This is a genomic window from Gracilimonas qinghaiensis (assembly GCF_046602855.1).
Lineage (GTDB): Bacteria > Bacteroidota > Rhodothermia > Balneolales > Balneolaceae > Gracilimonas.
In genome coordinates this window covers 1,278,565-1,302,656 of the sequence record NZ_JBKINJ010000001.1, presented here as the reverse complement: position 1 = coordinate 1,302,656, position 24,092 = coordinate 1,278,565, and the positions used below count along the sequence as shown (strand labels likewise).

Sequence of the window (24,092 nt, the reverse complement as noted above, 5' to 3'; positions counted from 1 at the left end):
TATGAGTATAAAATACATTGTTAGGGAAGGTATTTCCGGTATCAAACGTACAAAACTGGCAGCCAGTACGTCAATATTTTCGCTGTTTGTGGCTGTCCTGTTACTGGGTGTGCTTACCCGTATTGGGTTTAACGTTTATAGCCAGGCCATGTCGATCAAAGAATTGGTTGAAGTGGAAGTGTTTTTACTGGATGTGGATGACAGAACGATGGATCAGATCCGGCAGCAGATAACACAGGAGGAATTGGTTCTCGAAACTACTTATATCTCTAAGGACAGTGCATCTGCTATTATGAGGGAAGAATTTGGAGCCGGAGTAGAGGAACTGGCAGAACTGAATTTCTTGCCTGCCTCATACCGACTCAGTGTAAATACCGATGCCGGTGCCGAAAGCATTGAAACTATGGTTTCAAGGCTGCAGAATATTCGGGGAGTTGACGAGGTTGAATATAATGCAGCCTTACTTCGTGTCATGGAATCAAACCTGAACACCTTCACACTGGTTGGGGGCGGGATCGGTATACTCATCTTATTAGCAGCACTGGTGCTTGTTTACAACACCATACGACTAACTATCTATGCAAAACGTGATCTTATCAGAGCAATGAAGCTGGTTGGAGCCACTCATAAATTCATTCGCAGTCCTTTCATTGTAGAGGGAATTCTGCAGGGTGTCATAGCTGGGTTATTGGCAGTACTGAGTGTGTTCTTTATTTTTGAACTGGCTATCCCATACTATCTGACGGATCTGGGTGTTTTAGAATGGCCTTTCGGCCGCTGGTATTTTTTAGCGGGAGCTATGTTGCTGCTGTCCATGCTGATGGGGTGGTGGGGAAGCCGTTGGGCAGCGAGAAGGTTTATCAAAGAAACTTATATTTCTGAATAGGTTCTGCTGATTTTTTATTAATATCTCAAAAATTCTAAGATAGAATATGCAAGCTGAAGAAACTCTACAAGATAAGGTTGACGAACAATCTTCACCGGATCAGAATAAATATGGGACTATTTCCGGAGTATTTGTTCCAACTTTACTGACCATTTTAGGGGTTATTTTATTCCTTCGTGAAGGTTGGGTGATCGGAAATGCTGGTCTTTTGGGTGGATGGCTGATCATCTCTCTGGCATTTGCCATAGTGATCTTTACCGGTTTATCGATGTCGTGCATAACCACAAACATCAGGATAAAAGCCGGTGGAGCCTATTCCATTATTTCGCAATCACTGGGTTTGGAAGTTGGAGGAAGTGTTGGTATCCCGTTGTATCTGTCGCAATCTTTTGCCATCACAATGTATATTTTCGGTTTCAGGGAAGGCTGGTTATACATATTTCCGGAACATATGGCCATTGTCGTTGACCTGGCAGTGTTTGCTACACTATTTATTATAGCCTTTTTAAGTGCCAAACTTGCCTTTAAAGTACAATATCTGATCCTGGCTGTGATCGTTGCTGCATTGGTTTCCGTGGGATTGAGTGTATTTGATGGAGCACTTGTTCATGAAGTTCAGTGGTGGGGAGATTACCCGGGAGCCCCTGAATATGGTTTTCAGGGAGCCTCTTTTTGGATCGTATTTGCGGTGTTATTTCCGGCTGCAACCGGTATAATGGCCGGCGCGAATATGAGTGGGGAGTTAAAAGATCCTAAAAAAAGTATTCCAAAAGGCACGTTATCCGCAATTGCTATTAGCTACGTGATTTACTTGGCTATGGGCTATTGGCTCGCAAGGGTTGCTTCGGTTGATGAGCTGGTAACTAATTACAACGTAATGATAGACTATGCCTATTGGTCGCCCGCCGTTTTAGGAGGATTACTTGGTGCCACTTTCTCATCAGCTTTGGCTTCTATTGTAGGAGCTCCGCGTATCCTGCAAGCTTTGGGAGAACATAGGATCTTCCCAAGTGGTGACAGATTTGCAAAACTTTCGAAAAATGGAGAGCCGCGAAATGCGATCATGCTCACTGGTATCATTGTATTGGCTACGATCATGGTACGTGATCTTAATACCATAGCTCCGTTAATAACCATGTTTTTCCTCATTACATATATGATGATCAATCTGGTGGTTTTCATTGAGCAGCAAATGGATATGATTAGTTTCCGGCCGACATTTCAAATCCCGCGTTTTGTACCTGCTTTGGGTACGTTGGGTTGTGTCTTTACCATGTTTGTGATCAATTCCACATTTGGTATCATTTCAATGGGGTTTGTTATTGCAACCTACTTATATCTTTCAAATCGGCAGCTCAAAGTGCCTTATGGAGATATGAGAAGTGGACTATTTGTATCACTTGCTGAATGGGCAGCCAAAAAGGTATCCATGCTACCTGAGAACAATGAAAGAGCTTGGAAACCGAATTTATTGGTACCTGTCAAAAGCGCAAGGGAACTCAGAGGAAGTTTCAGTCTGATCCGGAATCTCGTCTATCCTAAAGGGTCGTTGAAAATTGTTGGGATCCAGGGTAAAAGAGATGTAAACACATTTTGGGATGACCTGATGGACGTGTCAATGTCATTCAGTACAGAAAATGTATACACCCGGTGGACAATCATTGAATCACAGAATTATACGGAAGCTGTGCTGAATTCCATGCAAACACTGCAGGGTACGTTCTTTAAGCCCAATATTTTATTTCTCCGGCTGCCTTATGAAAATGTGAATGATGATGAGATCAGGTCGATCATTGAAGAAGCAAAGATCCATCAAACCGGGGTTCAGTTATATGCTGAGGATAATATTGCTCAACTTGGAAGAAGTGCCTCAATCAACGTTTGGTTAAGAGAAAAATCACCTGACTGGGACCTCGAAATGAATCTTGGAAACGTAGATCTGGCTTTACTTACAGCCTATAAGTTAAAGGTAAATTGGGGAGCTAAGATGAGAATAATAACAGTTGTTGAAGAGCATGAAGTTGAAAAAGCTTATAAATACTTAGAAAATCTGATTGAGTTAGCCCGGCTTTCCGGTGTTACAGCACATGTCGAGATCGGAAGTTTTGAGGAACAGCTAAGAACGTCTCCGCAGGCTGATCTTGATATCATGGGGTTACCCGATTCATTTGATCTTGATACCTTGCGCAGTTACGTGGAACTGACAAAATCAGCATGTCTGTTTGTATCAGATTCAGGCAAAGAGAATGTTCTCGCCTGATTTGAGCATCAGTCTTTAACAGACGCAAGTTTGTTGTTATTGGCTTTTTTGCGGGCCTCACAGGCTTCTGTATCAGTGCAGGTCCCAAAGAAGTGGAGGGAGTGTCCGTCAATATCCATGTCGTGTATCTCAGATAACATGCGCTGGATCTCGCCAATTCTGGGATCACAGAACTCAAGTACGTGTCCGCATTCCCTGCAAATTATATGATCGTGCTGTTGGTAGGCGTAGGCACGCTCATAATAATATTGACTCTTCCCAAACTGCTGTCGCTGAACCAATCCACACTCCACAAGAAGGTCAAGTGTATTATAGACCGTTGCTCTCGAAACTCTGGTTCCTCCTTCTTTCATCCTGAAGAAAATATCGTCGGCATCAAAATGCCCGTCTGCCGTATATATCTCTTCCAGAACCATAAAGCGCTCAGGGGTCTGGCGCTGGTTTCTTTCTTTTAAATAGGAACGAAATATCTCCTTTACAAGATTTACTGTATCTTCGTGTGCTGGATGTGCCATAAAACTCTTTTGATTCGCCTAAATATACAACTTGTAAACATGCATATGAAACTCAGGCTTTTCATTTTAAGAGTATTATATTTCAGCGGAGTTAAAGCCGGAATAAACTAGTTAAATATGCCTACTGTAGTCCCTTTTGAAACACTGACAGAATTATTTTTAAACCTCTCTCACAAATACAGTGGGACGGACAAAAAGCCTTTTTACTATAAGCCAACTCCTGATCAGCCGTATGTGCCGATACACTGGGATCAGGTAACTGACGATGTATACTCTATAGCCACCTACCTGATAGAAAGAGGGATCGAAAAGGGGGACAGGGTTGGTATACTCAGTGAGAATAGATATGAATGGGTGGCCGTTGATCTTGCCATTCAGCTTGTAGGAGCCATTAACGTTTCTCTTTATACTACGCTCCCTTCTCATCAGTGTGAATTTATATTGAAAGATTCGGGTGCCAAGATTTTTTTTGTTTCCACTGGACTTCAGTTAAAAAAAGCTGTAGAGGTTTTTGAGAATTGTAAAGAATTGGAGCAGGTTGTAGCCTTTGATGAACCTACACTCAAGCACCTAATGGAACATGATTTTGTACAAATGTATGATGACATGCTTATTGAAGGTGGCAAGCATATAGAAAAGCATAAAAAGGCTATTAAAGAACGGAGTAAAATGGTTAAGCCGTCTGACGTGGCTACCTTGATCTATACATCGGGTACCACCGGTCAACCCAAAGGTGCTATGCTGACCCATAATAACATTGTGTCAAATGTTAAAGCGGCTACCCAGCATATTTACTGGGATGATAAGGATCGGTTACTTTCCTTTCTCCCGCTTTGTCATTCTTTTGAAAGAACAGCAGGATACTATGCCACACTATCAAGTGGTGTAGAGATCTATTATGCTGAAAGTGTTGATACGGTTTCCCGTAACATGCCGGAGGTACAACCCACTATCATGATCAGTGTGCCACGGTTGTTTGAAAAAATGTACAACCTCATTGTTAAGAGTGTTGAAGAAGGAAGCGATACTAAGAAAAAAATATTCGAGTGGGCCGTTGAAACCGGTCAGAAGTATGCGGAAGGTCAACGCGGGCTGGTTACCCTTCAGAAGAAAATAGCGGATAAACTCGTATTTGATAAATTGAAGGAACGTACCGGTGGCCATGTAAGATTATTCGTATCAGGTGGAGCGGCTTTACCACCTGAGATCGATACCTTCTTTCAGTGTGCAGGCATGAATATCTTGCAGGGATATGGACTTACGGAGACCTCACCGGTAATGGCAGCCAACCAACCCGGAAAAGAAAAGATCGGGGCCGTAGGTACCATCATACCTGGTGTCACAGTTGGAATTCAAAGCCTGGAAAACGGTGAAATGCTTGCAACCATCAGTGGGGAAGATTATCCAATTGACCTTAGCTCAGAAGAAGGAGAGATTCTATGCAAAGGTCCTAACGTTATGAAGGGCTATTGGAACAATAAGCAAGCTACCAAGGAGATGATAGACGATGATGACTGGCTGCATACCGGGGACGTTGGTAAATTTGAGGACGGGTTTCTGAAGATCACAGATCGTATCAAGCATATGATCGTTAATGCCGGTGGTAAAAATATTTATCCAGGCCCGATAGAAGACCTCTTCAAGACCAGTAAATGGATCGATCAGATCGTTGTGGTTGGTGAAGCACAGAATTACATGGCTGCGATTATTGTCCCTGATTTTGAAGCGCTCAGTAAGTGGGCAAAAGAGCAGGGCTTGTCATTCAAAGACAATGAAGATCTTATTGAACTGGACGAGGTAAAAGATATATACAAGAAGGAGTTAAGGGCCTTTTCGAAGGAACTGGCCTCTCACGAAAAGGTCAGAGATTTCAGGCTCGTGGCTAATGAGTTTACTGTAGAGACCGGAGAGATAACTCCAACACTAAAAGTGAAACGACGTGTAATTGCAGAAAAATACGGACACTTGATCGAGGATATTTTCAAAGATGATGATTGATTATGGAAAGTCACATATATCTGTCGATAATTTGGAAAATCATATAAAATAAAAAAGGCCTCATTTGAGGCCTTTTTCTATATCAATAAAATTTTGAAACTATTCATCGTTATCATTTCCGGTTAGGTTACCAATAGTAGCAGATGCTTTTGAGTTTCCGTTGGCTAATTCCTCCAGTTTGGCTACAGCATCCCATAGGGTCATCGCTTTTTTCAGCGTATTATCAAATACGTCGTTTACAATAGGGTAAAAGTATTCCATTCCCCAAACCTGCCGTGCTAATTCGGCTTTCATCCTGCCTTCAAGTAACCAAGAGATATCTTCAAAGTGACCTTTTGGTACAAATAATGTGTCGTTTCTGAAATCTGGTGTCTCTACAGTATCAGAGATAAACATGCCTCTTTCAATAAGAAGAGATCTCAGGCCTTCTACATGAGATTCCTTCCATTCAAAGTTTTCTCTGAATGTCTCAAAATCAGATTCCCATTCTGCTCTGAAAGCTTCGCCGTTATCATCAAGATAATTACGTACGTAATCAAACGATGCCTGATTGCGAATGGCAAAGTTAAAAATATAAGCTGAGGTAGAAGTATCTGCAGGTACAATGTAATCGGGAACAATACCCCCACCGCCATAAACAGTTCTGCCACCATCTGTTTCGTATTTAAGAGAGTCGGGTATGTGATTAATGAATTCAGATGCATCATCCATAGCATTATCTCTTCTATAGATCTCATATGCATATTCCTCACCACCTTCAACAAAAGGCTTCTGGATCATTCGGCCGGATGGCGTATAGTATCGTGAGATTGTCACACGAACGCTGCTTTTATCAACCAACTCATACTGTTGCTGTACCAAACCTTTACCGAAAGTTCGTTTTCCTACGATCAGTCCGCGGTCATGGTCTTGTATAGCTCCACTCACGATCTCACTGGCAGAAGCAGCTCCTTCGTCAACCAGAACAATGACGGGTTTGTCAATATAAGAACCGTCTTTCCTGGAAAAATACTCACCGTTAAAGCGTTTGTGCTTACTTTTGGTGGATACCAGTTCGGTTCCGCGCGGAAAAAATTCTTCTGCAATGGCTATAGCCTGGCTCAGATAACCACCGGGATTGCCCCTAAGATCAAGAACGAGGCGATCCATACCTTCAGCTCTTAGCTCTTTGGTAGCCTGCATGAATTCATCATGCGTAGTGGCCGCAAAACGATTGATCTTGATGTAGCCGGTATGGCTATCAAGCATGTATGAGGCATCAACGGTGTAGAGCGGAATATCATCACGTGTTATGGTAAAATTGATCGGTTCTCTGACATTTGGACGTTTGATAGTTACGTCAACTTTTGTGCCTTTTTCACCACGTAATCTTCGCAGTACCATTTCGTTCGTGAATCCAACGGATGAAGAATCTTCGATCTCGATTATACGGTCACCGGAGCGAATTCCAAGCTGCTCACTGGGACCTCCGGATATTGCTGTGATCACTGTAATAGTGTCCTGAATGATCTGAAACTGAACACCGATTCCCTGAAATTTTCCGGCAAATTCAGCCTGAATCTGTTCATTATCTTCAGCTTCAATATAAACGGAATGGGGATCCAGTGTTGAAAACATACCTCTGATGGCAGCTTCTGTGAGCTTACCCATGTTTTCATCGTCACTGTTATTAGCTACATAAAGATAGGCCCGCTCAAAATTTCTGAAGGAATCTCTTATTGATGCAATTTCCACACCATCGAAAGTGGTATCTGCAGGAGAGGAAGTGATCTCCAAAGTACTGTCCGTAATGGCTTTGACCATGTATTTGATACTGGTCTTATACATTTCATTGAGGTCAGGTTCCTTGAAATAATTGGTAATGATACTTCTCTGGGCCTGATGGTACTTGGTCAGGTTTTCGGTATCGTTATTATCTGACTGAATTACCGGATCTATCCCCGTGAAACGGAGAGTAGCAAGCAGCAACAGAATTAGAATGTTTGGAAATAATATCTTTTTTAAATGCATGTAGATCATATTACGTCTTTACTTATACTTATAGATCAGAACCAATTCTGGCACAGACAGTTCCGTTCAGAACGAGTGTACTAAATAATTAAGTATACCACAATTGTGAGGGTATGGTTATTTATTAACACTTAATATACTGTTAAAGTATGTAGTGGCTCAGATCTTTGTCTTTTACAATATCGGTCAGTTGCTTGTCCACGTAAGCCTTATCGATGGTGATCTTTCCGGAATTAATGTCATCAGGAACGGCAAACAACAATTCGTCAAACAATGAGGACATGATCGTGTGCAGCCGCCTTGCACCGATGTTCTCAACAGAAGAATTCACCTCTGCAGCAATGCGGGCAATTTCTCTGATGGCATCTTCTTTAAATTCTATTTCCACACCCTCAGTTTTTAGCATGGCAATATACTGTTTGGTAAGGGCATTCTTCGGCTTGGATAAAATATCAACGAAGTCATCTTCGGTCAGTGAGCTTAGTTCCACGCGGATAGGAAATCTACCCTGAAGTTCGGGGATGAGATCAGATGGCTTGGAAACATGAAAAGCCCCGGATCCAATAAACAATATGTGATCAGTCTTCACGATCCCGTGTTTAGTGTTAACCGCACTTCCTTCAACAACAGGGAGGAGGTCGCGCTGCACACCCTGACGGCTTACGTCAGGTCCGCCTTTTCCGCCGCCGCTTGATGATTCAGCGATCTTATCGATCTCGTCAATAAAGACGATGCCTTGTTTTTGAACTCTTTCCAGGGCCTCTTGTACGGCTGTTTCATGATCGATGAGCTTTTCGGCTTCTTCTTCAGTTAGAAGCTCACGTGCTTCACTGATCGGAAGTTTTCTTTTCGACTTGTTATTTCCCTTTCCAAGATTACCCAACATATCCTGCAAATTGATGCCCATCTCTTCCATTCCTTGCGGACCAAATACCTGCATCATTGGGCTTTTGCTGGATTTGACTTCAATTTCTATCTCTCGGTTTTCCAATTCACCGTCTTTCAGCTTTTCCCTGAACCGTTCACGGGTTCGCTCATTTAATTCTGAATCAGTGGCATTTTTCGGATCAAAATCTTCTTTGCCGGATGATGAACTGTTAAAGCCAACACCACTCTTTTTAACAGGAGGGATAAGGATATCGAGTATTCTTTCTTCTGCTTTCTGAGCTGCTTTCTCTTTAACGCGATCCTGCATTTCTTTCTTCACCATACTAATGGCAACGTCGGTCAGATCACGGATCATAGATTCCACATCTCGTCCAACATATCCAACCTCAGTGAATTTTGAGGCCTCAACTTTCATGAAAGGAGCATGAGCCAACTTTGCAAGCCTTCTGGCGATCTCTGTTTTTCCGACTCCGGTTGGGCCGATCAGTAAAATATTATTTGGTATGATCTCCTCTCGGATCTCCTCTTCGGCATTCAGCCTTCTCCATCGGTTACGAAGTGCAATTGAAACCGATCTCTTCGCAGACTGCTGACCTACAATATATTTATTCAGTTCAGATACTATCTGCTGAGGTGTTAAATTCTTTTCTTCAATAGTTAACATACTAGTCTTCAATTTCTAAAATGGTAATATTATGATTCGTGTAGATATCAATATCAGCTGCGAAATTGAGAGATTCTTCAACGATCTGTTTTGATGACAAATTCGGCGCATGTTTTACCATGGCGCGTGCAGCTGAAAGGGCATAGGAGCCACCGCTTCCAATAGTGGCTATTTCATCATCAGGTTCAATAACATCGCCCTGTCCTGATATTACCAATGACTTCTCATTATTCATGACTATGAGGAGAGCCTGAAGTTTTTGGAGAAATTTGTCCTTTCTCCATTCCTTGGCAAGTTCAACAGCGGCTCTTTCCATACTGCCGTTATATTCATTCAGCTTTTCCTCATATTTCTCAAAAAGCGTGAAGGCATCGGCTGTGGAGCCTGCGAATCCTGCCAGTATTTTACCATTATATAATTTCCGCACCTTTTTGACGGTGCTTTTCATGACGGTCTTATCCATTGTAGCCTGACCATCACTCCCTATTGCAGCCTTTCCATTGTGGATCACTCCCACAACAGTTGTTGCATGTAGTTCAGATAAATTCATAAATAATATTTTGATGAAAGAGTTTAACAGTTAATCACAAAAACCAAGCCAAGGTCTATTTTGAAGACTTATAGTACTTGGAATTGCTTCTTCCGTTCGATTTGTCATTACGACCTGACGAACTGTTTTCTTTCTTGGATATATCCAGATTATTCTTGTCTCCCTTACCGCTTTCAAGCTCAACAAGCTCTCCTTCACGATTTAGGACTTCTTCTATAGACTCATCTCTCATTACAATATCAGTGATGTCTATGTCGGAACCAACAAGAGTTGCTCTAAACTCATTCATTGAAACCGATTCGTCTCCGATCAGGGAGATCTTAATACGGAATCTTGCCATCCATTTCCATCGTGTACTAACTATGCCTCTGGTAAGTACTGAACGCAGGTAAGGGTTTACGTAGATGTCAACAGCACGATAGCTGGTGTTATGCTTGAATTTGCTTAACCATGTTTCAAGGTCTGTAAGGATGGTGTCTTCTGTAACCACATTTCCGGAACCGCCACAAACAGGGCATACTTTTGATACGGAATTTACAACGCTGGGCCTGATGCGCTGTCTTGTGATCTGAACCAAACCAAAATCACTCATGCCGAGAACGTTGGTCTTCGCTGGATCTTTAACAAATTCCTTCTTGAGTTCATCGTATATCTTCTTACGGTTTTTATCGTCCCGAAGGTCAATGAAGTCAACTACGATGATACCACCAATATCACGCAACCTTAGCTGCTTGGCGATCTCCCTGGCAGCTTCCAGATTGGTTTTAAGGGAATTGTCTTCCTGTCGCTTTTTGGCTGCATAAGGGCCGGAGTTCACATCCACCACATACATGGCTTCTGTTTGTTCAAATATCAGATACCCACCCGATTTCATTCTTACCCTCGGACTGAAAATAGAGTTCACATCATGGGCGATCTTCATATAATCGAAAATATGCTCCTTGCCTTTATAAAGCTGAACATTGGGCACCATTTGCGGTGCGATCTGACTTACGTAGCCTTTGATCTGTCTGTAGAGCTCGGGGTCGTCGATCAGCACGCGATCATAGTTCTTGGCAAAGAGATCGCGAATGAGACTTTCTGTCATGTTCAGATCACGATAAAGCAGGGCAGGGGGCTTGGCGTCCTCGAGCTTATCAAGTATCTGTTCCCATTTTTGAAGTACATTTCTAAGGTCATCTTCCAGAGATTTCTTATCCTGACCTTTAGCAACGGTACGAACGATCACTCCAAAACCATCAGGAACCATGTTATTCAGAATTCCTTTCAGGCGGCGACGTTCTTTATAATGACCGATTTTTTTAGAAACAGCGATATAATCACCCATAGGTATCAGAACGAGGAAACGACCTGCAATGGTGATGTCAGTTGAAATCCGTGGTCCTTTTGAGCCGATCGGTTCCTTTACGATCTGCACTAGCAGCTTTTGTCCGGTGCGAAGCATTTTACCGGCCATGATCTGTTTCTCAATATTGGAAAGATTGTCTTTGTTAGCTACATCTTTCTTAACGTTGTTGGGAATGGCATCAGGACCATTTAGTTTGGTGATATATTCATCCAGGTGATCACCGGCATCAGAAAAGTGAAGGAAAGCATCTTTAGGGGTGCCCATATCAATGAAAGCGGCTCTGATACCGCTTAGCACTTTATGAACCCTTGCTACATATATGTTACCAACAGTACGCTGGTTTTCTTCTGTTTCTATGAATAACTGCGCTAATTCGTTGTTTTCCAAAAGCGCAATACGGGTCTGATTGCCCGAAGAGTGAATTATAATTTGATTCTTCATTAAAATTCTTCCTTTCCCAAAAGCCACTGCTTCCCTTGCAAACGAACCATCTGATTAATTTACGATGCAAATCGATTAGGGTCTCGTTAGTGAGAGCACGGTTTGAAGCAATCGGTCGAGCGGCTGCTTTGGGTATAATATCTGTTAAAATTGTTTTTTGGGTTGATTCCATTTCGGAATCAGAAAAGAGTAGCTGCGTAAGATTTGTAAATAATGATCCGCAGAAAAAGAGAAAATCAATGAGGGCATCTTCAATACGAGTAGACAGTGATGCCGTCATAAATTGTTTTTGGTATGTATTCTGTGCGTTATGCAATCGAAAATTGTTTATAAAAGCTTTTCTATGGTGATTTTCTCTTTAATTAATATACATGGGAAAAGCCATTAATGTAAACGCATCTGTAAATAAAAAATAAAGTTTTACCCGCCTTAAAAGGTAATCGTTCATTTAAACAGATTGAGAGGTGGAGAACACATTATAGTATGGACAGTTGGAGCCGTCTAACTGATCAGATTGCTTTACTCTTCGTCTACGCGTTCTATGGTAGCACCAACGGTTCGTAATTTTGTCTCTAGAGATTCATATCCCCGGTCAAGATGGTAGATGCGTAAAACTTCGGTCGTATTTTCAGCCACCAGTGCAGCTAAAACCAAACTTACGCTTGCTCTCAGGTCCGTACTCATAACGGAAGCACCCGTTAATGGTGTTTTGCCTGAAATGTGAACCGTATTTTTTTCTACATCCAGATCAGCACCCAGGCGTGTGAGTTCAGGTACATAACTGAAGCGATCAAAATAAACGGTATCAGTAACCTTAGATTCGCCGTCAGCCTGAGTCATCATCGTGGCCCATTGTGCCTGAAGGTCGGTAGGGAAGCCCGGGTAGATCTGAGTTTTGATGGAAACCGGTTTTAGTGATTTTGGAGCTATTACTTCAATGGTGGTTCCATCAATTTCAACCACAGCTCCTGTTTCTCTGAGTTTTTTGGTGAAGCTTCCAAGCTGTTCAGGGTTACAGCCGGTCAGGGTGAGTTCCGTTCCCGGTGCCATAGCACCAAGTATCATAAATGTACCCAATTCAATACGATCAGGATCGTTGGAGGCCTCAATGCCTGTGAGCTGATCGACGGCACGAATGGTTAGGGTATCTGTTCCAATGCCGTCAATTTTGGCACCCATCTTAACGAGGTGGTCGCAAAGCTGAACCACATCAGGTTCTTTAGCGGCATTTTCAATGGTAAATTCTTTGGCTTTTAAAACAGAGGCCAATAATAAATTAACAGTAGCACCGACTGAGCTCGGCTCCAGCCTGAAGGTTCCACCCTCCACTTTGTCAGGCGCTTTTGCTATTACATACCCTTTTTCCAGAGAGATATCAATGCCCATGGCTTCCATACCTTTCAGGTGGAGGTCGACGGGACGGGGTCCCCAGGCACAACCGCCGGGAAGGGAAACTTTAGCATATCCGTACTTGCCGACCAAGGCACCGAGCATGTAAAAAGACGCACGCATTTTGCGAACAAGGTCGTAGGGAGCTTCAAGGTAATTTACATTCTCGGGATCTATGATCAGGGTGTTCTCATCTTCCTCAAATGTGACCTGAGCCCCAACTACACGGATCACGTTGTTGAAGGTGTAAATGTCTTTTAGCCGTGGGATATTCTTTAATGTAGATGCTGAACTGCCCAACAGGGAGGCAGCCATCAAAGGAAGGGCAGCATTTTTTGAGCCGCTGATGGGTATGGTACCTTTGAGAGGGGATCCGCCCTTTATAACAAATTTATCCAATGGTTTCTATCTCCAGTATGGGTGAATTTTTTTCCAGTGACTGCCCAACATCAGCAGAGATGGACGAGATGGTTCCGCTCATAGGAGCTTTTAGCTCGTTCTCCATTTTCATGGCTTCAAGAATAACCAATGGCTGATCTTTCTCGACCTCATCACCTTCTTTTACCATGATCTCGAGGATCTTGCCGGGCATCGGAGCATTCAATATACCTTCAGCAGCGGCGGCACCGGTTTTAAATCCTAAACGGTCGAGTAGCAGCTCTTGCTCATCTTTAACAGAAATGATGTGCCAGACACCGTTCATGGAAAATTCAATATTTGAACCTTCCTTACTGATATTATCGATCTTGTAGGTTTTTGTTCCGGTTCTGAGAAAGTAACGGCCGTTTACGCGTTCAAATGTGTAAGCACCGTCTAATTCTCCGGATTTAAAAGTTCCCTCTTTGGGAGATAATTCAATATCCAGTTCCTTTTCTCCGATTGTCGCCTGAAATTTCATGATTGTCTTTTCATTAGGTTAATGCCAGAATTAGTGATCCTGTAAGTTGAATCTTTGACGTTATCAGAATCGAAAGAGTTGGTAGTATTAGCATTCGGATTTTCCGGATCTACAGTTTCAATGAGGCGTGAATTCATAAGATTGATCAAGTCGTCTCTGATCTCACCGTATGCTAACTGCGTTTCTTCCTGAATGACCTCGAATGGCTCAGGATATAAAAGCCGGTCCAGTATTTTTTTCTCTGATGGTGATAATTTTCGCATAGGTCAGGAAGATAGAACCACTCACAAATTATCACAAATATTATGACGGTTTATTTACAGTGATCAGCAGTATTTCAAATTAAAGCCAAATAGAAAAAGCTTTCATCGAAAATAGTTCAGCTGATTGTTATCTTGGTTCATGTTCAAAGTTAAAAATACAATTCTATCAGACGATATTGCCACAGCCAAATTTACCTGCGATCTCCCGCGATGTAAGGGCGCTTGCTGTGTAGTTGGTGATGCAGGGGCTCCCGTCTCTAAATCTGAGATCCCGGTTTTACATAAAGCATATCGTGAGTTAAAAGATGAGCTGCTGCCTGAGTCGGTGGAAGTGGCTGAACGAGACGGAGTCGTCATCGGTTCAGAAAAGGCAGGTTACGAGATCTCAACAGTGAGATCAGAGGAATGTATATTTGTAAAATATGATGACAATGATGTAGCATACTGTGCGATCCAAAAAGCCTATTTCGAAGGGCGGTTCAATTGGGAAAAACCTTTGAGTTGCCATTTGTTTCCGGTTCGGCTCAAACATATTGCGGGTTTTGATTATGCAAATTTTGAGTATGTTCTCAAACTATGTTCCGCTGCCTGTGAAAAAGGTGAAAAAGAAAATACCTACTTGGCAGAATTTTTAGAAAAACCTTTGGTTCGAAGGTATGGTAAGGAATGGTATGACGAATTCATTGAATCCTGTAAATCAATAAGAGAATAAGCAGTGCTTAGCAACAAGCAAAATATTGGCCAAAAGCAGCAACAAAGTCTGCAGCAAAAATTGTCGCCACAGCAGTTGCAGTATATCAAATTGCTGCAGCTTCCCACCATTGCTTTGGAGCAAAGGATCAAAGAAGAGATGGAGGAAAACCCTGTCCTGGAGGAAGCAGATCCCATGGAATCGGAGACCTTAAGTCTGGAAGAGCAGGATTCGCCGGATGAAGATCGTGAGGAAGCCCTCGAAAGTCTGGATGACCATGAGGTTGACTGGGATGAATTCGACAAGAATACGGAATATGACGGTGAAAATTTCAGCACTTCTTATAATCCGGATATTGAAGAATGGAAAGAGCTCCCAAATCCATATCATGCCTCACTGCTTGAGGAACTGGAAGATCAGGTGGCTTTGCTGGATCTGACGGATGAAGAGGAGTTAATTGCGGATCAGATCCTCGGTTCGCTGGATGAAGATGGCTATTTCAGAAGAGAACCTGAAGCTGTAGTAGACAATATCGCCTTCAACCACGGTATACTTTTGAGTGAGGAAAAAGTGGAATCGGTCCGTAAAAGGATACAACAGCTTGAGCCCACCGGGATCGCCTCTCGCGATCTTCAGGATTGCCTTCTGGTGCAATTGAAGGCTTCAGAAAAAAAGCTGCCGGCCAGAGATCTTGCCATTGCGATCGTGCGCGATGCATGGAAACATTTCGAAAAGAAGCATTACAATAAGCTTCTTCAGAAATTCAATATCGACCGGGAACTGCTGCAGGAGGCGGTCGAAACGATCAGACATATGGACCCAAGACCAGGGGCAGTGTCTACAGGTATGGAACAGTCTCAGAATTACATCGAGCCTGATTTTGAAGTGTATTGGAAAGGCAAAACCAGCGGGGAGACTGAAAGGGGCGAATTTGTAATCACTCTAAATCAGCGAAATGCTCCTTCCTTGAGAATTTCACCGGAATACAAAGATATGTGGGAGAACATCAAAGCTAAAAAGAAAAAGAACACGGATGCTGAAACCCGCACCTTTATGAAGCGGAAGATCGATTCTGCCCAGTGGTTCATTGAATCTATCAAGCAGCGGCAGAATACGCTCATGAATATTATGAAGACCATTGTGGCCCTTCAGGAAGATTTCTTTAAGTATGGAGAGGGACTAAAGCCAATGATCCTCAAGGATGTAGCTGAACGGATCGGCATGGATATTTCTACAGTATCGAGAGTGGTGAACGGGAAATACGTGCAGACTCATTTTGGAGTGTATGAACTCAAGTACTTTTTCAATGAGGGACTTGAGACTGATAGCGGGGAAGAAGTCTCAAACCGTGAAGTAAAAAATTTGCTAGAGGATATCATTGACAATGAAAACAAACGCAGCCCCTATAGTGATCAAAAGCTTACCGATATGCTTAATGAAAAAGGGTATAAAGTAGCAAGGCGGACCGTTAGCAAATACCGCGAGCAGCTTAATCTACCTGTGGCTCGTATGAGAAAGCAGGTCATTTAAGGGTTCGGATCTTTTCTAATTCTTCTTTTCGATCATCAGGATGACCGGGTCTTCTGAAGCGCCTGAGCTTATAACGCGTTCCTTCAAGTCATTAATGAGCGTCCAGCCTTCCATCAATTCGGTGGTTACTACATAAGTCTCCTTATTCTCATCGATCAAGACTTTGGTATTCAGGGAAAGAGTGTTTTCTACCCTATCGCCATAGCCAAAGGCCTGCTCCTGCGTTGTAAACTCATCAAGTAAAAGCAGGAACTCGAAGCTCAGATCGGTTACTTTTACAGGCGGTGCATATCTGCGGATGCTTGCATTGGAGTAGTTTTCGAGATCACCTTTGAGGTCTCTGAGTCTCTCAGCTGCTTGTCTCTCTGATCTAAAAGGACCGATACCAACTTTCACACCAAATCTATCGCCGGGGATCTCAGTTGCTGTGATTCCACTAACATCTTTTAGGTCCCTGAGGTATCTCTTAGCATTTTCTTCAGTCGCAAATTCCGCAATTTGGATATAATAGGTGGTTGTTTCCGGGTTAAGGTCAAGGTTCGCATAGCACTGACTGATAACAGCCGCCTCGAAATCGTAGGAAGTGTTCAGCTCTTTGGTGGCTGATGTGACCCGACCCAGACTTTGATACTGTATCTCACGAAGCCCGTAAAGCTGGTAAGGTGTGTTGTAAATGGTAAAAGTCAGGTGATCATCTTCCAGTTTGCGGGAAAGATCTTCAGCCTGATTTTCTTTTGAATAGGAAGCAAACTGTATACCATAGATACATCGTCCCGGAGTCAGCGATTCGATGTTATCTGTTGATCTGAAAGCTGCAGGAATGGCATCAATTACAGGTTGAACTGCTGTGTCAGGATCGCCTGTGAAGGTCTGTACTGAATCAGGTCTGCCTGTCTGCTGTACCGGTGGCTGAGCAGCGGTTACTCCTTCACCACCGGTCATATTTTGACCCGGATCAGTGGAGTCAGCGAACTGTTCTGTATCCGGTTGCCCTTCCGTTATCGTTGAATCCACAGGTAATGTCAGGACTGAATCACCGTCTGCAAGTTCCGGATTTGTGACTATAGGAGGCTGGATCCCTTCCTTAATTGCCGCGTGCGGCTCAACGACTAGAGAATCCTCTTTTGGAACACTATCTATAACTTCATATTCAGCACCTTCTTCTATAGCCGCAATGGAGCTATCGGCCGGCATGTCCGTCAGCTCATCAATATCAGTGGTGGTTGAATCTGTGATCTGAATAGCATCATCTGTTAAATCAGTTATAGGATCTGAAACAACGGTCTCTTGTAGTGAATCAGTTTGTGCGGAATCAGTATCCGTATCTGCGACACCTGTTACCGGCAGGCCGGGCGGGGCGATGACAGGGGGTAAGTCTGTGTCAAGGTCAACACCATCCTGCTCAGCTGCTTTCTGTTGAGTACCATTCTGATCACCGGCCTGTTCCTGTACTTCGCTGTCCTGTCCTTCCTGTGTTACAGAATCAGTTACAACTCCAGAAATCCGGCCGTCATTCACAACGATCATGCCTAAAGTATCCGGCATAATAATACTTACAGGCTCCTCAATGGTTTCTGTAGTATCAATTTCAGCTTGGGTCGTGGTTTCCGTTGCATCTGCAATTTGCTGAAGGTCTTCTCGCGTTTTTCCGGATGGAATGAGCTCGAAAGCCAGTCCTTCTACAAAATCACCATCAGTCGATCTTTCAACTTCAAAATTGATCTGCTCAGGTTCAGAATAGACGCCCAGGATCTCAAGCTGTGCGGAATCGACCTGCAGGGTATAGTTTCCGGGTGGAACCTCGTAATCGTAAAAGCTGCCATCACTGAAGGTTCTGAGCTCTTTGCTGTAAGAACCATCCTGATCAGTCATCATTAATTTTAAACCCGCCACACCGGTAGTATTTCCACTCTCGAGTATGCGCTGAACCCTGCCTTCAACCACACCGGACATATAAAATGGGACTTCCACTTTTTTGAACCGATTTGGATCCGTTATCAACCCGAATTTTTCAAACTCGGGAACCAGCATTGGGTTCTGGATCAGAGATTTATTCAGCTCCATGTTGTAGAAATAATAGGGCTGCATTTGTGTGTAGTAGATCACTCCGTTCTTAACGGTACTGGTTGCTCCTGAACGCTGAATCCGCAGAGCGTTACCGGCAATAGGGTCATCTTCATCCCCAAAAATTCCGTCTGCATTGTTATCAACAAAGAGCTTGACGGCTGTTCCTGAGCGACCAACCTGATCGCGGCTGGTGAATATGAAGTTGTCATAATTGGTATCGTAACCCATGGACCCACGGACATTCTGTGTAAGGTTCCCAGACCCACGAATGTTACTGTAAGTTGTGCTGGTTCTGACTTTATCAAAATCGACCACAAGGTTGAATCGTAGGCTGTTATACTCTCCCGCGAAATTTCGGCCATAGGAAAGCTGCAACCGGCCCTGTTCAAATACATTTTGGGATAACAACACCTCAGCTGATTCCATCTGATTTAGACTCGGCTGATATCTGAACTGTCCTCTTAAAAAGACACCTCTGAGATAGGCCGGTAGATTTCTGTTTCTGGAAACATTGTAAGTCGCGGAGGTCTCCAAAAATGCCGTATTGGTAGGATTGAACGGATCAAAACTTCCGGAAAACCGGTCACTGTAGCCAACCCGTAAATTCAGTTTTCTGATCCTTGAATTAAGGTCCAGTCGAAAATTGGAGGAACTGGTTGAAGCTCTGTACCTCGAAAATATGGAGGTCCTGATATTAAATGGGACTCCCCAGAAGTTGAATGGATAGAAGGCACTCGCTACCAAACGCTGCTCATCATTTGATGGGTTATAGATGCTGAATCCTTCATTGTAACTTGTATAGTCCAGGGTAAAGCTCGCTGAGTTCGGATAGATCACGTTGAGCAAGCCGCGATAGTAAGCCTCACTGGCAGCTTCCAGGGTCAATATGTAGTTGCTCTTTATGCGGGATGATAGGGAGGCCGTAAACGTGGGTAACGACTCGTGATAACCCTCATAGTACTCAACCCCGGCTTTTGCTGTCAGCCATTCTGATATACCATAGGCCCCGGTTCCCTGAGCAGTAAAGTCCTGAGTAATTTGACCAAATATGGGATTGTCCAGCCGACCGGCATTTACAGTATAGTTAAAGACACCGCTTGGCTGAAAGGTAAAGGGCACCTGCAGGCGCTCCGATCGCTCAATGATCTGTCCGGTTGGACCGTAGATCTTGAGATCAAGCTGAGAGGATCCGTAACTGACCGGCGTCAGAAAGCGGTAATTTCCCAGTTCATCGGCCTGCTGAAAATCGATCAGGGCATTGTTCAGATAGAGTTCTACCTCTGATTGGGGGATAGTGGTACCCTGAACCTCAAATTCGTCAAAGAGGCGTCTGGGTTCTATGGGTTCATTGGTGAGCCTAATTCCTGTGTAGGCATTTCGCGCAAAACCGTCTGTGGTGGTTTGACCAATTGTAAGCTTGCTGAGCCAAGGCTGATCACGGTACATATAACGCCATCTCAGGTTGTCTGTGGCAAAGTTGGTGAAATTCTCTGAATAGCTTCCGAAAATAGCTCCCTGAAGGTCTCCACCATACACCTGAAGCCCAAGGTTGGTATTAAAATTGTAGACGTTCCGGTTAGAATTTACATTGGCTGAAAGATTATAGTCCACAAAGCCACCGTCAAGGAAAGGGCGTTCCCGATCATATCTCAATGGGTACTGTTCCTGTTCGAGTCTATTTTGATCTGCGATCTGGCGCCGTTGCCGCCTGATGGCCTGCTGTATGGCCGGCAGCTCGCGCTGGGTTTCCAGGTTCAGGCTCAGGTTATTGAAGTCGATAGTGAAATCAAGTCCAAAAGCCTCATAAAAAAGATCGGCACGCAGGTAGGAGTCGATCTCCCTCAGGATGTAATCTTCTGCGGTTATCTCAATCCGTTCATCCCCAAAACGGATCTCACCGGACTGAAAGTTGATGCGGTAGGGGATCTGTTCAATGCCAAAACGGCCGTCAATGATGAGGCCGTTTACAGTATGATCAATATTAAAAAGGGAAAAAAGTTCGGAAACCGGTAAATAGAATTCATCATTCTTATAGTAAGAGATGATGACGGAATTAATGACTCCACGGTGACGGAAATCGAGATAGACCTCGATCTCTTCAGCATTATTGCTCTGAGCAGAAAGTGGGGCGGTCATTGAACCGGCGCCCAAAACAATAAAGAATATGCTTAATGTTACCGTTAGCCAACGTTTGGTCACCTTATGGGATTGTTACAGTGGTAGTTTCTGTGACGGGATTCATTTGAACGATATCACGTGATGAGACATCGTTTCGTTGTGCCTCAAAATTGACTCTGAGCGTGTATTCTCCGGCAGGTACACCTTCGATGTTCAGTTCCTGTCGGTGTGTACCATCAAAATAAAGGCTGGTTGAGATAAAGCCTGACTGAACTACATTGTCATTACTATCCACAAGTGATACAGAGATAGTGCCTAAAAATGGTGCATTTCCGGTTCGGTTGTAATCCGTAAGCACGGCTAAAATGTTATCATCCGAAGTTTTTGTTCTGATCTCTTCAATTTCAATACCGGTACTTACAGATCCATTCTTGTAAAACAGGCCGGTTACCTGATTGATCACGATACCTACCTGGGCCGTCACGGACTGATCGTTCGAAAGTTCGATCGGGGGACTTTGTGGGGTAGAGGAGGTCTTGATCCTGGACCAATATACACCATCTCCGAGCGTGTTTGGAGGGGTAATTCTCAATCTCACGATCTGCCGCTGATTCGGACTCAAAACAAAGTTGCGTGGAAAAGCCCGGATGTTTTCCGTTATGGAATGATCCTCAGCTAAAACTGAATCTCCTTCCACGGTGGTTCGGTTGCCGCTTTCATCGGTTTGGGAGTAACCGAAAAAGAAGTCAATGGAGACCTCCTGCGGGGTATTTGAGTTGTTGATAACCATATAAGTTCCGAACTTAGACTGGCTATCAATAAATAGGTTGGTTGGAGCAATCGTTACCTGTGCAATTGAATGCAGCGGAAGCAATAGAACAATTGCGAGTAATAAGTTACGTATGGCTGTCATCTGAGATGATTTGATTCACATTTGTCCAAATTTAGTAAAAAACGAACCAACCTATTAATTATTTGTCGAAAAGGGTAGAGCTAAAAAAAAAGCCATGGAGTTTAACTCCATGGCATGGTTACTAAAATTTGTCTACTTAGTTGTAGTCAACTGTAATTTGTAGTGCAACACCTGATCCATTCGCTGTACTGTAAGATCCAGTAGGAGTTCCAGAAGTTAATGTTATTTCACCACCTACAGTAATATCGCTAACTGTATCGGAATCAATCAATGTACTGGTACCTGCATTTGCAATTAATTGATTTGCGGGAGTGTCATTGTTAACTAAGTAGATAACAGGTTTTACAGCTATAGATTGTGTATTATCTGCTGAATTTGTCATGGTAACGCCAGTATTGTATGAGACTAATATTCTTGCACCTGCGCTACCAGAAATTGTACCTACAGCTGTCGAAGCTCCAGTTCCTGGATTTTGATCAGCTCCACCGTTGTGAGAACTGTTAGCTGAAATAATTGTTGTATAATCTCCTTGGCTTAGCTCTCCAAAAACTAAGGATTCCCCACCAAAATCAATATTTAGAGCAGATAATACATCTGCTGTTGCATCAACTGTTGCATTAGCTGGTCCTTGAGCAAATGATGCTGTACTAAACACAGCTAGAAGAGCGAAAAGTGTAAGAGTGTTTTTAAAAACTTTCATGTCCGTGAGATTGAGTTTGTTTGTTTATTAATTTCTGATCCAAAATTATCGAAGATCCTGTTACTGTCCAATTAGATAGTCTTAATTAAAGCCGTTTAACGTTAATACTTCAAAGTAGGTAGATGATAATATCTGGGAAGAATGTAACCACTGAGTATCACATTAAACTTTAGAGTTCTTTAATGTTTCTACCGAATATTACTATAGATCAGTCATAATCCAGGTTCAATACAATATCACCGGTGTAGATGCCATTCGGAATGTTGCCGATCACAATGGAACCGTACACGTAGATGTACATCTGCTTCCAAACGTCATTTTCTAATTCAATTGAGGTGTTTTGTGTAATGGAAACAAGGCCTTTATTAAGGGGGAGAGGTCTGCTGTTCTGAGGATTATCCGTACCTGAGTTGTTATAGGCCATGCCTAACTCCAGAGGAATATCTGCTTCAACCCCGGGTTCGTTATTTTCCAGGGCGTCCGGATATTGCAGTTCTATGTAGATATTCTGTGTGTGATAGGCTCTTACACTGAAGATTCCCATATTGGCATCACCTAACTGTATCCTTGTCCGGCCGGAGTTGGTGATCTGTGTTCCAAAGTCCAGTGGCTGAATAATAGAGGCCCGGAGTTCCGGTTCAACTGTTAAACGGAGGTTGATAAACTGAGCAAAAGCGGTAGATGTGGCAAAAGTGGTGAGCAGGATTGCGAGCAATATGTAAGCTAAGTGCCTAATCATAGGTCACAGTCACTGTAATTTGTCCGCTGTAAGATCCGGCATTCTGGTTACCTACGTTAATAGAGCCATATAAATACAGATAGGCTGTTTCGTTAAATAAAGCAGGGTTGTAGCCTTCGTAAACGGGAGTTGGGGGAGGGCCCGGAGGCCGGTTACCTCTTGAAAGTATTGGAAACTGCGCGACAGCAATGTTAGAAGTTACTTGCATTAGTACGGCCTGATTGGTGTTGTTATTACCGCGATTGGCATAGGCGGCTTGCAGGTTGAAGGGAATACAGTTGCTGTTGGTGCCGTTACAGCTTACGTCACTATCCAGGTACAAATAATTGTCCGCAGTAATATCCACGATCACATCCAGATACTTAACGCCTTCGATCATTAATACCTTGGCATCCAGAAGGTCAATGGTCTTCAAACCTTCATTCTGAATGACCATGCCGAAGGCCAGATCTTCGGCCGGAATGAGTTCCGTGATAGAAACCGTGTATTTGCTGCTGAATTGCCCAAAATCAATTTCCTGAGCTTTAAGAAGGGTGGAGGAGGATAATAGGATCACGCAGAGAACCAATAAGGACCTTAAAGTCCTAAAAGTATGTGTAAAAAAAAGGCTATGTGATCCCTGTTTTTTCATATATAGTCGATCTCAATAGTAAAGTCACCTTCGTAATTTCCGGGTGCCGCGTTGCTAAGATCGATCCGGCCACCTACCCAAATAAAAAACTGACCCTCACTGTTAAAACGCAGATTCCTGTTATCAAGATCCAGCAATTCTGAGGTTGCCTGATCATCTTCTGAGTTGCCGGAAATTTCATAATTGAAGGTCAGGGATCCATTACCATTGATCTGTGTGAGAATACGCTCCGGCAGGTAGTTCAATCTGAATTCAGCCTCAGGAGTTCCATTGGCGATCATATAACCGGCATTAAGGCTGTTGATAGGATTGATATATATCTGTCCATTCTCGGGCTGGACATCTCCAAACTGAATGGTATTAACAGTGACCAGTTCAATAGAAGAGGTGCCAATAACCGTTGCGGAAACATTAACGGTAGTGGAATTGCTTTCGTTATCCTGCGCCTTGACAAAATTATTCCCTAAAACTAAAAAAAGTGCTATTAAAAGCGTTCTCTTCATAAAAATGATCACAGAAGGTCTTACATGTTTATACCAATTGAATATCGGCTTTATGATCATGTTTTACTAGTTAGTTTATTTTAATTCCCT

19 protein-coding genes are annotated in these 24,092 nt (G+C 43.2%); 5 read left to right on the top strand and 14 right to left on the bottom strand.

Annotation, left to right across the window (positions count from 1 at the left end; genetic code table 11):
• The first annotated feature begins 1 nt into the window (after position 1).
• Both ACKGJO_RS05825 and ACKGJO_RS05820 read left to right on the top strand, forming a co-directional pair.
• Positions 2-886: a cell division protein FtsX gene (locus ACKGJO_RS05825; protein ID WP_411322466.1), complete on the top strand. Its 885-nt coding sequence runs from the start codon at positions 2-4 to the stop codon at positions 884-886.
• 46 nt (positions 887-932) lie between these two features.
• Entirely contained in the window at positions 933-3,146 is a 2,214-nt protein-coding gene (locus ACKGJO_RS05820) for an amino acid permease (protein WP_411322465.1), read from the top strand.
• An 8-nt stretch (positions 3,147-3,154) separates the two neighbouring features.
• Here ACKGJO_RS05820 and ACKGJO_RS05815 read toward each other — a convergent pair whose 3' ends face one another.
• On the bottom strand, positions 3,155-3,661 hold the full coding sequence (locus tag ACKGJO_RS05815) for a Fur family transcriptional regulator (protein WP_411322464.1): 507 nt from the start codon (positions 3,659-3,661) through the stop codon (positions 3,155-3,157).
• 117 nt (positions 3,662-3,778) lie between these two features.
• Between ACKGJO_RS05815 and ACKGJO_RS05810 the strand changes: the two genes are divergently transcribed.
• Positions 3,779-5,659, top strand: a complete 1,881-nt coding sequence (locus ACKGJO_RS05810; protein ID WP_411322463.1) for an AMP-dependent synthetase/ligase — start codon at positions 3,779-3,781, stop codon at positions 5,657-5,659.
• A 99-nt stretch (positions 5,660-5,758) separates the two neighbouring features.
• On the opposite strand, the gene ACKGJO_RS05805 is transcribed toward ACKGJO_RS05810, so the two are convergent.
• The 7 genes from ACKGJO_RS05805 to ACKGJO_RS05775 form a co-directional block, all read right to left on the bottom strand.
• Positions 5,759-7,669, bottom strand: a complete 1,911-nt coding sequence (locus tag ACKGJO_RS05805) for a S41 family peptidase (RefSeq protein WP_411322461.1) — start codon at positions 7,667-7,669, stop codon at positions 5,759-5,761.
• A 142-nt stretch (positions 7,670-7,811) separates the two neighbouring features.
• Complete coding sequence (gene hslU, locus ACKGJO_RS05800) at positions 7,812-9,221, bottom strand: ATP-dependent protease ATPase subunit HslU (RefSeq protein ID WP_411322460.1); 1,410 nt, start codon at positions 9,219-9,221, stop codon at positions 7,812-7,814.
• 1 nt (position 9,222) lies between these two features.
• Entirely contained in the window at positions 9,223-9,771 is a 549-nt protein-coding gene (gene hslV, locus ACKGJO_RS05795) for an ATP-dependent protease subunit HslV (protein WP_411322459.1), read from the bottom strand.
• Between the two features lie 55 nt (positions 9,772-9,826).
• A complete protein-coding gene (locus tag ACKGJO_RS05790; RefSeq protein WP_411322458.1) occupies positions 9,827-11,560 on the bottom strand; it encodes an Rne/Rng family ribonuclease in 1,734 nt (577 codons plus the stop codon).
• Between the two features lie 519 nt (positions 11,561-12,079).
• Positions 12,080-13,348, bottom strand: a complete 1,269-nt coding sequence (gene murA, locus ACKGJO_RS05785) for a UDP-N-acetylglucosamine 1-carboxyvinyltransferase (protein WP_411322457.1) — start codon at positions 13,346-13,348, stop codon at positions 12,080-12,082.
• Positions 13,341-13,847, bottom strand: a complete 507-nt coding sequence (locus ACKGJO_RS05780; RefSeq protein WP_411322456.1) for an acyl-CoA carboxylase biotin carboxyl carrier protein subunit — start codon at positions 13,845-13,847, stop codon at positions 13,341-13,343. The genes murA and ACKGJO_RS05780 overlap by 8 nt, the downstream gene beginning before the upstream one ends.
• Entirely contained in the window at positions 13,844-14,110 is a 267-nt protein-coding gene (locus tag ACKGJO_RS05775) for a hypothetical protein (protein ID WP_411322455.1), read from the bottom strand. Before ACKGJO_RS05775 ends, ACKGJO_RS05780 begins: the two co-directional genes overlap by 4 nt.
• A gap of 139 nt (positions 14,111-14,249) precedes the next feature.
• Between ACKGJO_RS05775 and ACKGJO_RS05770 the strand changes: the two genes are divergently transcribed.
• Both ACKGJO_RS05770 and rpoN read left to right on the top strand, forming a co-directional pair.
• Positions 14,250-14,822, top strand: coding sequence for a DUF3109 family protein (locus ACKGJO_RS05770; RefSeq protein ID WP_411322454.1), 573 nt, complete (start codon positions 14,250-14,252; stop codon positions 14,820-14,822).
• A gap of 3 nt (positions 14,823-14,825) precedes the next feature.
• Positions 14,826-16,331, top strand: a complete 1,506-nt coding sequence (rpoN, locus tag ACKGJO_RS05765; protein WP_411322453.1) for an RNA polymerase factor sigma-54 — start codon at positions 14,826-14,828, stop codon at positions 16,329-16,331.
• 15 nt (positions 16,332-16,346) lie between these two features.
• Here the strand turns inward: rpoN and ACKGJO_RS05760 are convergent, their stop codons facing one another.
• The 6 genes from ACKGJO_RS05760 to ACKGJO_RS05735 all read right to left on the bottom strand — a co-directional run bounded on the left by ACKGJO_RS05760 (position 16,347) and on the right by ACKGJO_RS05735 (position 24,062).
• Positions 16,347-20,534, bottom strand: coding sequence for an SPOR domain-containing protein (locus tag ACKGJO_RS05760; RefSeq protein ID WP_411322452.1), 4,188 nt, complete (start codon positions 20,532-20,534; stop codon positions 16,347-16,349).
• Between the two features lie 64 nt (positions 20,535-20,598).
• Positions 20,599-21,429, bottom strand: coding sequence for a fimbrial biogenesis chaperone (locus tag ACKGJO_RS05755; protein WP_411322451.1), 831 nt, complete (start codon positions 21,427-21,429; stop codon positions 20,599-20,601).
• A gap of 136 nt (positions 21,430-21,565) precedes the next feature.
• A complete protein-coding gene (locus ACKGJO_RS05750; RefSeq protein ID WP_411322450.1) occupies positions 21,566-22,129 on the bottom strand; it encodes a hypothetical protein in 564 nt (187 codons plus the stop codon).
• Positions 22,130-22,337: 208 nt separating this feature from the next.
• Positions 22,338-22,868 carry a hypothetical protein gene (locus tag ACKGJO_RS05745; RefSeq protein ID WP_411322449.1) on the bottom strand — a complete coding sequence of 177 codons (531 nt, stop codon included), beginning with the start codon at positions 22,866-22,868 and terminating at the stop codon, positions 22,338-22,340.
• Complete coding sequence (locus tag ACKGJO_RS05740) at positions 22,861-23,424, bottom strand: hypothetical protein (RefSeq protein WP_411322448.1); 564 nt, start codon at positions 23,422-23,424, stop codon at positions 22,861-22,863. Before ACKGJO_RS05740 ends, ACKGJO_RS05745 begins: the two co-directional genes overlap by 8 nt.
• Before the next feature lie 71 nt (positions 23,425-23,495).
• Positions 23,496-24,062 (bottom strand): DUF4402 domain-containing protein, encoded by a 567-nt coding sequence (locus ACKGJO_RS05735; protein WP_411322447.1) that lies wholly within the window; start codon positions 24,060-24,062, stop codon positions 23,496-23,498.
• Between the last annotated feature and the right edge of the window lie 30 nt (positions 24,063-24,092).